Raw genomic sequence first — 10,412 nt, 5'->3', positions numbered from 1 at the left:
GATGAACCGGCACACCTCGCCGCAGCTCGACGGCCTGGTCGCCGAACTGCGCGCCGACCGCGACCTCAAGGTCGAGGCGCAGCGGCTGAAGCACATCTTCGCCGCCAATGCCGAAACGCTGCTGCATGGCGACCTGCATTCCGGTTCGATCATGGTCACCGACACGGAGACCCGGATGATCGATCCGGAGTTCGCCTTCTACGGCCCGATGGCTTTCGACGTCGGCATGCTGCTTGCCAATTTCTGGATGTCCTTCTTCTCGCAACGCGGTCACGAACAGAAGGGCAAGCGCGACGCCATGCGCGCCTATCTGCTCGGTGTGACGGTCGAGACCTGGGCGGTGTTCCGCGCCGAGTTTTCGCATCTATGGCGCAGCGAGCGCACCGGCATGCTCTACCAAAAGAGCCTGTTCGAGGACCAGGGCGACATCCTTGCCTCAGAGCAGGCGCTCGACCATGTGCTGCACCAGATCTGGACCGATCTGCTAGGCTTTGCCGGCGTCGAAGTGCACCGGCGCATCCTCGGTCTCGCTCACAATGCCGATTTCGAGACCATTGCCGACGAGGATCTGCGCGCCAGTTGTGAAGCAAAGGCGCTGAAATTCGGCCGCCACCTCGCCGTCAACCGGCGCCAGATCCACAGCATCGACGAGGTCAACCAACTGGCCGCGCTGATCGAACAGGAGAGCAGCATTTGAACGTCGGCGACCGCCACTATCGCACCATCTGGCTGAGCGACGATGGCCGTTCGGTCGATATCATCGACCAGCGCTGGCTGCCGCATGATTTCCGCATCGAGAGGATCGGCACGGTTGCCGGCATCGCCACCGCCATCCGCGACATGTGGGTGCGCGGCGCGCCGCTGATCGGCGTCACCGCTGCCTATGGCGTCGCCATGCAGATGGCCGACGATGCGTCGGATGCAGCGCTCGACGCCGTGTGGGAGACCCTGCACGAGACGCGGCCGACCGCGATCAATCTGCGCTGGGCGCTGGACGAAATGCGGCGCTTCCTGCGGCCTTTGCCTACCGAACAACGCGCTGCAGCCGCCTATCGGCGGGCCAGTGAGATCGCCGACGAAGATGTCGGCCTCAACCGCGCCATCGGCGAGAACGGTCTCACCATCATCAAGGCGATCGCGGCGCGCAAGCAGAAGGGCGAGCCGGTCAACATCCTGACCCATTGCAATGCCGGCTGGCTGGCGACGGTCGATTACGGCACGGCGACCGCGCCGATCTACCTGGCCACAGAAGCCGGCATTCCGGTCCATGTCTATGTCGACGAGACGCGGCCGCGCAACCAGGGCGCCCAGCTGACCGCCTGGGAGATGGCCGGGCACGGCGTGCCGCACACGCTGATCGTCGACAATGCCGGCGGCCATCTGATGCAGCGCGGCGCAATCGACATGGTCATCGTCGGTACCGACCGCACCACCGCCGACGGCGACGTCTGCAACAAGATCGGCACCTATCTCAAGGCGCTCGCCGCCGCCGACAACGACGTGCCGTTCTATGTCGCGCTGCCGTCGCCGACCATCGACTGGACGGTGCATGACGGACTGGCCGAAATCCCGATCGAGCAACGCTCGGCCGACGAGGTCTCGCTGGTCTGGGGCAAGACCGCCGCCGGCGAGATTGCCCAGGTGCGCATTTCGCCTGAGACGACGCCGGCGGCCAACCCGGCCTTCGACGTGACGCCGGCGCGGCTGGTGACCGGCCTGATCACCGAGCGCGGTGTCGCCAAGGCCTCGCGCGAGGGCCTGAAGCAGATGTTTCCCGAGCGGGCGTAGCCGCTCGCTTCTAGTACAGAGGCTCGGCCATGTGCTTGGGTGTCGGCCAAGTCTCGGTGATACCCGGCTGCACCGGCCGCTCCAGATAGGTCGAGAGCACCACATAGCTGCGCGTCGAGGTGACGCCCGGCGTTTCGTAGAGGCGCGCCAAAAGGCCTTCGAGGGCCCTGGTGTCTTCGGTGCGGACCTTCAGCAGCATGCAGGTGTCGCCGGCGACGGTATGGATTTCCTCCACTTCGGGATATTGCGAGACCGCCATCAGTTCCGGCGTCTTTCCCCAGCCCCTGGTGTCGATATGGACAAAGGCGAGCAAAGGCTTTTTCACCGCCCGGGGATCGATGATGGTGACCGTGTTGCGGATGGCGCCGCTGCGCCGGAGCCGTTTGACCCGCTCATGCGCTGCCGGTGGCGACAAGCCGACGCGATCGCCGAGTTCGGCGTAGCTGATCGTGGCATCATCGACCAGGACACCTAATATTCTTCGGTCTATCGCGTCGAGATCGCGGGCCGCCGGCCTGTTCTGCAGAATGCCATCTGTTTCTTCATCCATGGCGAAATTCCTGGTTCTCCGCTGAATAGAATACGGCCATTATGCCGATATGTCGAACATTGATCAACTTGCACCATTGACTGCCCGAGCCCCGATCCCGGCGCTTGCCTATCTGTTGACGGGCTGCATCGCGGTCATCGGCTCGAACTCGCTGGTGCTGGGTCCGATTGCACCGGCTGTCGCCTCGTCGTTCGGGACCAGCGTGCCGGCCGTGATGATTGCGGCGGCCGCGTTCGGCCTCGGCACCTCTGCCAGCGCGCTGTTCCTGGCGCGCTACATCGACCGGCTCGGTGCTCGCAGAATGCTGCAGGGCGCACTGCTGCTGTTGGCACTGGCGCTGGTCGCCAGCGCCGCGGCACCCACGGTGATCATGCTGGTCGCCGCACAGCTGCTGGCCGGCATCGCCGCCGGCGTCGCCATGCCGGCGATCTATGCCAGCGCGGCGGCCATCGCCCCACCGGGCAGGGAGAGCGGCACGATCGGCGTCGTGCTGACCGGATGGACGCTCAGCATGGTCGCCGGCGTCTCGCTGTCGGCCGTGCTTGCCGATCTTGTGCATTGGCGCGCCGTTTTCGTGGCGGTCGCGGTGCTTGCGGCCCTTGCATGGATGGGACTGACAGTGACGTCGCTCAGCGACACCAGGAAGGCCGGACCGGCGCCCGCCCCGCTGGAAGCGCTCGGCATTCCCGGAATCCTGCCGCTGCTGGTCGCGTGCGCGGCCTTCATGACTTCGTTCTACGGCGTCTATGGCTATCTCGGCGACCATCTTCATGTCGGGCTTGGACAGCCGGTGAGTGCCAATGGCCTGGCGGCGCTTGCCTACGGCATAGGCTTCGGCACCGCTGCTCTGCTCGACGGCGTCATCGACAGACTGGGTGCGCGGCGCGTCATGCCGTTTGCCTATCTTCTTGTCGCCGTCGTCTACGTCGCGATGGCGGCGACGAGCGACAGTTTCGGGCTGACCTTGACCATGGTGGCAATCTGGGGACTGGCCAATCATTTCGGCCTGAACGTCCTGGTGATGCGCCTGTCGGCGCTCGATCCGTCGCGGCGCGGCACGATCATGGGGCTGAACAGTGCGGTGACTTACCTCGCGGTCTTTGTCGGCACCACCAGCTTCGGGCCGCTTTATTCCAACTTCGGCTTTGCTGTCTGCGTGATGGTTGCAGCACTGCTCATGCTGATCGCCGCATCGGCGGCGGCGTGGCGCACGCGGTAGTCGAACGTGCTTGGCCCAACCTTCTCACGGTTGACAGCAGCGTCCTGCCCTTTCATACAAAGCCGTTAATGTTCTCAGGGCGGGGTGAAAGTCCCCACCGGCGGTAAGGGTTTCTACCCAAGCCCGCGAGCGCTTTCCGGTCCACGCATCAATGCGTGGATTCTTAAGTGCTAGAGCGTCCTTTACGCGTCCAAGGGACGCGTGGCGCTCTAGTGGAAAGGTCAGCAGATCCGGTGTGATTCCGGAGCCGACGGTTACAGTCCGGATGGAAGAGGACGAAACGGAAGCCGGCCCGCTTTTTGCGGGCTTAATCCGTATCGTGCGTCCTGATTCTGGTTCGAAACGGAAGGATGGACCCATGAATCAGCATTCCCATAAAGACTATGAAACGACCCGCATCGCCGTTATCCGCGCGCGCTGGCATGCCGACATCGTCGACCAGTGCGTACAGGCCTTCGAAGCTGAACTGGCCTCTCTGGGAGACGAGCGCTTCACCGTCGACATCTTCGACGTGCCCGGCGCCTATGAAATTCCCCTGCATGCCAAGACCCTGGCCGGGACCGGCCGTTATGCCGCGATCCTCGGCACAGCCTTTGTGGTCAATGGCGGCATCTACCGGCATGAGTTCGTCGCAAGTGCTGTCATCGACGGCATGATGAACGTGCAGCTGTCGACCGGCGTGCCGGTGCTGTCGGCGGTGCTCACCCCGCACAACTACCACGACAGCGCCGAGCACCACCGCTTCTTCTTCGAGCACTTCACTGTCAAGGGCAAGGAAGCGGCGAACGCCTGCGTGCAACTCCTGGCGGCGCGGGACCTGATCGCGGCCTGAGGTCGTCAAACTGGCCGGATTTCAACCCTGCAACAAGAATTGCGATCGAGAAGCGCTCCGAAGGTTGCGGTTCCCTTGAAATCCCGCCAGAAGCATCAAGGGCCGACCGGCAAACCGGCCGGCCCGCGACGTTGCGCTTGAAACCAGATACGGGAGACTATTGGGTGGCTCGCATAACACTGAGACAATTGCTCGACCACGCCGCCGAATACGGCTATGGCGTGCCCGCTTTCAACATGAACAACATGGAACAGGGCCTCGCCATCATGGAGGCCGCCGAGGAGACCAAGTCGCCGGTCATCCTGCAGGCTAGCCGCGGCGCGCGCGCCTATGCCAATGACGTGGTGCTGGCCAAGCTGATCGACGCGCTGGTCGAAATCCATCCCGACATTCCGGTCTGCATGCATCTCGACCATGGCAACAACGAAGCCACCTGCGTCACCGCGATCCAGTACGGCTTCACCTCCGTCATGATGGACGGATCGCTGAAGGAAGACGGCAAGACGCCGGCCGACTACGCCTACAATTCCGGCATCACCAAGCGCGTCGTCGACATGGCGCATTGGGGCGGCGTGTCCGTCGAAGGCGAGATCGGCGTGCTCGGCTCGCTCGAGAGCGGCGGCGGCGAGCAGGAAGACGGCCACGGCGTCGAAGGCGCGATCAGCCACGACCAGCTTTTGACCGATCCCGAACAGGCGGTCGAGTTCGTCAAGGACACCCATGTCGATGCGCTGGCGGTGGCCATGGGCACCAGCCATGGCGCCTACAAATTCTCGCGCAAGCCGGACGGCGCGGTGCTGGCCATGAACGTCATCGAGGAGATCCATCGCCGCCTGCCGAACATGCACCTGGTCATGCACGGCTCGTCCTCGGTGCCCGAGGATCTGCAGGAGATCATCAACAAATATGGCGGCCAGATGAAGCCGACCTGGGGCGTGCCGGTCGAGGAGATCCAGCGCGGCATCAAGCACGGCGTGCGCAAGATCAACATCGACACCGACAACCGCATGGCGCTGACCGGCGCGATCCGCAAGGTGCTGACCGAGAACCCGAGCGAGTTCGACCCGCGCAAGTATCTGACACCGGCCATGGCCGCCATGCGCAAGCTCTGCAAGGAGCGCTTCGAACAGTTCGGCACCGCCGGCAACGCGCAGAAGATCAAGCCGCTGCCGGTCGCCGAAATGGCCAAGCGCTACAAGTCGGGCAGTCTGGACCCGAAGTTCGGCTGAGCTGAACGCTGGTATCGAGGGCAGGAGCGCGGCAGCGCCCTGCCCGTTTACCGAACGCTATTGAAGCGTGCGCGCCGGCGGCTGACCGGCGTGGTCGCGCGCGATGCCGGCGTCGGCATCCTCGGCGCCAAAAGCACGGTCGAGGCCCGTCGCCACGACCGAGACCCTGAAGCGGCCTTCCATGCCCTTGTCGAAGATGGCGCCAACGATGATGTCGGCATCCTCGTAGACCTCTTCGCGAATGCGGGTGGCGGCCTCGTCGACTTCAAACAGGGTCATGTCCCTGCCGCCCGATATCGAGACCAGCACGCCCTTGGCGCCTTTCATCGACACTTCGTCGAGCAGCGGGTTGGCGATCGCGGCTTCGGCCGCCTTCATCGCGCGGCCTTCACCGGAAGCCTCACCGGTGCCCATCATGGCGCGGCCCATGTCGCGCATCACGGATTTGACATCGGCGAAGTCGAGATTGATCAGGCCTTCCTTGACGATGAGGTCGGTGATGCAGCTGACGCCGGCATAGAGCACCCGGTCGGCAATGACGAACGCATCGGCGAAGGTGGTCTTGGCATCGGCGATCCTGAACAGGTTCTGGTTCGGGATGACGATCACCGTGTCGGCGCTCTCGCGCAGCCGCTCGATGCCTTCTTCGGCCATCTGCATGCGGCGCCGGCCTTCAAAGGTGAACGGCTTCGTGACGACGCCAACCGTCAGGATGCCGGCTTTGCGCGCCGCCTGGGCGATGATTGGAGCCGCACCGGTTCCCGTGCCGCCGCCCATTCCGGCGGTGACGAAACACATATGCGTGCCGGCCAGATGATCCATGATCTCGTCGAGCGATTCCTCGGCCGCGGCGCGACCGATCTCGGGAAGCGATCCGGCGCCCAGCCCTTCGGTGACATGAGCGCCAAGCTGGATCAGCCGCGTCGCCTTGGACATAGTCAGCGCCTGCGCGTCGGTGTTGGCGGCGATGAATTCGGTACCCTGAAGCTGCTCGGCGATCATGTTGTTGACGGCATTGCCGCCGCCGCCGACGCCGATAACGGTGATCTTGGGTCTCATCTCGGAGATTTCGGGCTTCTTGAACTCGGCCATGCCTGTTTCTCCTTCGTCAATTGCGCGCGCTTCACGACCCACCCGCAGACTGCCTTGGGCATATTGCAATCGAGCGGCATGACGCGAATCAGTCCGTTGCGATGGGTACCCCAAAAAGCCAGACAGCGGCCAGAGGTGCAAGTGCATGCGAGGTCAAGATTTGTGATGACCGTTTTGCACAGCGTGGCTCGGGCGCTGCGTGCGCCAGATCTTACCGCAGCGAACTCGCCGCTCCCGCCGATAGCGGCTGCGCGCTGGTTTACCGTCTCGTGCTTGGCATTCCGCCCTCCAACCTCTATGTTGCGATCGCAGATCGCGCAATTGGTTTTGAAATGCCTCCCGACATACCAGCTAGTGACTTGAAAAAATAAGGAAAAGCGCTTGGCGACAGCCACGTCTGTTTTCCTAAAACTCACCAGCTATTTTTACCAGGGACGTGCGGCCGGTCAGGCTGCGGCACCTTCGAAAACCAGAGGTTTTAAATTGAGCGATGCAATTGCGGACGTTTTGAACTGGCTTGAAAGCAGAACCGACATCCAGAGCCTCAGGGCGGCGGTGTGCGACCTCAACGGTATCATGCGCGGCAAGCGCATTCCCGTCGAGCAGGCAAGAAAGGCGCTGGAAGGCAAGCTGCGCATGCCTTTTTCGCTGATCGGACTGGATGTCTGGGGCGAAGACATCGAAGGCAACAGCCTGGTTTTCTCGACCGGCGATGCCGATGGACTGTGCCAATGGACCGGGCGCGGCATTCTGCCGGTGGCCTGGACGGCGCATCCGACGGCACTTGTCCCGCTGTGGCTTGCCGACGAAAGCGGCGCGCCCTATCTCGGCGACCCGCGACGGGCGCTGGCCCGCATCCTCGATCGCTACAAGGCCCTGGGCCTGACCCCGGTCGCGGCAACGGAACTCGAATTCTACCTCGTCGATCCGCAATCGCAGCGGCCGGTCGGCCCTGTCTCGCCGGTGACCGGACGCCGGCTCGATTCCGACGCGGCGCTGTCGATCGACGAAATCGACGATTTCGAATCCTTCATCCATGACGTCTACGAGGCTTGCCGGACGCAAGGCATTCCCGTCGACACGGCCATCGCCGAAAACGGCGTCGGTCAGTTCGAGATCAATCTGAACCATGTCGCGGACGCGTTGCGGGCGGCTGACGATGCGGTGCTGTTCAAGCGCACGGTGAAGGGCATTGCCCGCAAGCACGGCTTTGCCGCCTGCTTCATGGCCAAGCCCTATGGCGACCGGGCGGGCAACGGCTTTCACGTTCATTTCAGCCTGGTCGACGGTGAAGAGCGCAACGTCTTCGACGACGGCACCGACCAGGGCTCGGAGACCATGCGCCATGCAGTCGGTGGCCTGCTTGCGGCAATGGCCGAGAGCACGCTGGTATTCGCGCCGCACTTCAATTCGTACCGCAGGCTGCGCCCAAGATCCTATGCGCCAACCGCGGTCGCCTGGGGCTATGAGAATCGCATGGTCGCGATCCGCATTCCGGGCGGGCCGACCGCTGCTCGCCGTATCGAGCACCGCGTATCGGGAGCCGACGCCAACCCCTATCTGGTGCTCGCGGCCATATTGGGCGCCGCGCTGACCGGCATCGAAAGACAGTTGTCGCCAGGTGATCCGATCGGCACAGACGGCCAGGGACTTCCGCCGGCAAAGCTGCCGCCGGACTGGGCATCCGCGATCGCCGCCTTCGAGAGCGGGACGCATGTGGCGGAGATTTTTCCAGCCATCCTGCGCGACTCCTTTGTGGCCTGCAAACGCCAGGAGCTGAACACGTTCGCGCTCAATGTCAGCGATTTCGAGATCGAGACATACCTCGAGAGCGCCTAGATCGGGTTACGCCAGTACGGCCAAGCTGCCGCGCATCGGCCAATCATGTCCTGGCGGCCGCGATACGGTCGGCAGCCCTCGGGCTTCCTGCGTACCGAACCCTAATCGCGTCAGGCAGGCTCGCGCCAGGGCCGCATTGCTGTCGATGACGAGCAATCCATTCACGTCGTTGAGGCTGGCGGCCACCACCGACAGTTCGGTGCAGCCGAGCAGGGCGGCATCGGCGCCGGCCGCTTGCGCGATGTCGAGCGCGCGCTCGGTTTCAACCGCCGCATCCGCGATCGAACCCGCCTTGACGAGGCTGATCGCGCTGTCGACGCACGCCTGAAATTCGGTGTTCGAGGGAAGGCAGAGCTCAAATCCCGCCGCCGACATCCTGTCCTGATAGAAGCCGGAGACCAGCGTGCCCTGGGTGGCGAGAACAGCAACCCGGCCCCGCTCCAGGCTACGACGCGTCTCCGCCACCACGGCGTCGCCGATATGGATGATTTCCGCGCGCGAATTCGCCGCCAGTTGGTCGTACCAATGATGGGCGGTGTTGCACGGCATCGCGACGCAGGCGACGCCGAGCGCATTGAGCGTCGCGACCGCCGCTTTCAAAGGCGCCAGCGGGCCGTCATGGCCGGCAAGGATGGCTTCGGTCCTGTCGGGCAGCTGCGGTACGCTGAGGATCACGGCAGGCACATGTTCGTTGTCTCTGAACGCCTGGGTCATCCGGGTCAATTTGAAGTAGAAGTCAGCCGATGCAAGCGGCCCCAGGCCGCCGATAATGCCGAGCTGGGGACGGATGCTGTCGTCGATCATCCGGCAGGCTCGGCTTCGAGCTGTTCCGAGACGGTTTCAGGCTGTGTCGCCTCCCTGTGGCTGGGAGCGATCATTGCCGTGCTCGCCGCGACGGTGCAGACGCTGGCCAGCGTCATGAACGTGTCCACGGCCGCATCCACCGCGACGAACAAAGCGAACGCCGCCTCGAAGGGAAGCTTCAGGTAGCCGCAGACGATGGACATCTGCGACAGGATGAGCAGGCTGCCCATGCCGCCGGTGGTGAGCGCGAGAAGCGCCGAGATGATGCCGACGAGCACGAGGTCGGGGACTGCAAGCGGATGGCCGTAGAGCTGGGCGATGAACAGCGCACCCGAAGTGTAGAGCAGCGCCGGGCCTGTACGCAGCAAAGCCGCCTGCAGCGGCACCAGCAGTTCCACGACCACCAGGCTGAACCGCAGGCGCTCGCTCAAAAGGTTGATGACCCACGGCAGCGAGGCGACCGTAGAGCGTGTGGTGATGGCCACCATGAGAAGGGGCTGGCAGGTCTTGATCGTCGTCCAGTAGCTTCGTCGCGACCGGATGGCGATAATGGCAAAGGCGCCGGCAACGAATATGAGGCAGGAAAAACCCATCACCAGCAGGTAACCGCCCATCAGCGTGAGCGGCTTGGTTCCGGTCGACGCGGTCTGGTCCGCGATCAGGATGAAGGTTGCAAAGGGCAACCCCCAGATGAACCAGTTGGTCAGCACCGTACAGGCCCTGTAGACCGCGTTGAGCGCCTGCGTCAGGCTCATGGACGAGGGCTGGGGAATCTTCCCCATCGCGAGCCCGAAAAGCAGGCAGAACAGCAGAACCTGGATGGTCTGTCCCGAGGCCAGCGCATTGAAGACGTTGTTCGGCACCAGGTCGAGCAGGATCGAATGCCCGCCGCTGGGATCCCCATTGGAGGGCGGCGGCTGGAACGGGAAGGCGAGATCGGTGGACACGCTGCCTTGCGAATTGATGAACTCGCCAAGCTCGATGCGCGACTGGGGATTCTCGATCTGGCCCGGCTGCAGGATCAGCGACAAGGTGCCGCTCACCAGCACGGCCAGGAAC

General features: G+C 63.8%; 10 protein-coding genes and 1 riboswitch. Of the genes, 6 read left to right on the top strand and 4 right to left on the bottom strand.

Translation table 11 applies throughout. The features are described 5' to 3' along the window. Both EN879_RS11665 and mtnA read left to right on the top strand, forming a co-directional pair. A partial coding sequence (locus EN879_RS11665) for a phosphotransferase (RefSeq protein WP_127274066.1) occupies positions 1-697 on the top strand: 697 nt, incomplete at its 5' end. Continuing rightward, a complete protein-coding gene (mtnA, locus tag EN879_RS11660) occupies positions 694-1,788 on the top strand; it encodes an S-methyl-5-thioribose-1-phosphate isomerase (RefSeq protein WP_013532924.1) in 1,095 nt (364 codons plus the stop codon). The genes EN879_RS11665 and mtnA, both read left to right, overlap by 4 nt. A gap of 10 nt (positions 1,789-1,798) precedes the next feature. On the opposite strand, the gene EN879_RS11655 is transcribed toward mtnA, so the two are convergent. Next, complete coding sequence (locus EN879_RS11655) at positions 1,799-2,338, bottom strand: Lrp/AsnC family transcriptional regulator (RefSeq protein ID WP_013532925.1); 540 nt, start codon at positions 2,336-2,338, stop codon at positions 1,799-1,801. Between the two features lie 49 nt (positions 2,339-2,387). Between EN879_RS11655 and EN879_RS11650 the strand changes: the two genes are divergently transcribed. The 3 genes from EN879_RS11650 (at position 2,388) to fba (ending at position 5,618) form a co-directional block, all read left to right on the top strand. After that, positions 2,388-3,557: an MFS transporter gene (locus EN879_RS11650; protein WP_063167605.1), complete on the top strand. Its 1,170-nt coding sequence runs from the start codon at positions 2,388-2,390 to the stop codon at positions 3,555-3,557. 66 nt (positions 3,558-3,623) lie between these two features. Beyond that, positions 3,624-3,838: riboswitch (FMN riboswitch) on the top strand. A 77-nt stretch (positions 3,839-3,915) separates the two neighbouring features. Next, positions 3,916-4,389, top strand: coding sequence for a 6,7-dimethyl-8-ribityllumazine synthase (locus EN879_RS11645; RefSeq protein ID WP_063167604.1), 474 nt, complete (start codon positions 3,916-3,918; stop codon positions 4,387-4,389). Positions 4,390-4,553: 164 nt separating this feature from the next. Further along, the gene (gene fba / locus EN879_RS11640; RefSeq protein ID WP_013532928.1) at positions 4,554-5,618 is read left to right on the top strand and encodes a class II fructose-bisphosphate aldolase; all 1,065 of its coding nucleotides are present in this window, start codon (positions 4,554-4,556) and stop codon (positions 5,616-5,618) included. A 57-nt stretch (positions 5,619-5,675) separates the two neighbouring features. On the opposite strand, the gene ftsZ is transcribed toward fba, so the two are convergent. Continuing rightward, the gene (gene ftsZ, locus EN879_RS11635; protein WP_063167603.1) at positions 5,676-6,710 is read right to left on the bottom strand and encodes a cell division protein FtsZ; all 1,035 of its coding nucleotides are present in this window, start codon (positions 6,708-6,710) and stop codon (positions 5,676-5,678) included. 483 nt (positions 6,711-7,193) lie between these two features. On the opposite strand from ftsZ, the gene EN879_RS11630 reads away from it, so the two are divergent. Then, positions 7,194-8,549: a glutamine synthetase family protein gene (locus EN879_RS11630; RefSeq protein WP_127274065.1), complete on the top strand. Its 1,356-nt coding sequence runs from the start codon at positions 7,194-7,196 to the stop codon at positions 8,547-8,549. 6 nt (positions 8,550-8,555) lie between these two features. Here EN879_RS11630 and EN879_RS11625 read toward each other — a convergent pair whose 3' ends face one another. Then, positions 8,556-9,353: an amino acid racemase gene (locus EN879_RS11625; protein ID WP_063167601.1), complete on the bottom strand. Its 798-nt coding sequence runs from the start codon at positions 9,351-9,353 to the stop codon at positions 8,556-8,558. Then, positions 9,350-10,412 (bottom strand): cation:dicarboxylase symporter family transporter (locus EN879_RS11620; protein WP_127274064.1); only part of this gene is annotated, 1,063 nt, incomplete at its 5' end. The genes EN879_RS11625 and EN879_RS11620, both read right to left, overlap by 4 nt.

This window comes from Mesorhizobium sp. M7A.F.Ca.AU.002.02.1.1 (assembly GCF_003998535.1).
In the GTDB taxonomy this organism is placed as follows: Bacteria; Pseudomonadota; Alphaproteobacteria; order Rhizobiales; family Rhizobiaceae; genus Mesorhizobium; species Mesorhizobium ciceri.
The sequence above is the reverse complement of the archived record's forward strand: the minus strand, read 5'-3'. Positions and strand labels throughout refer to the sequence as shown.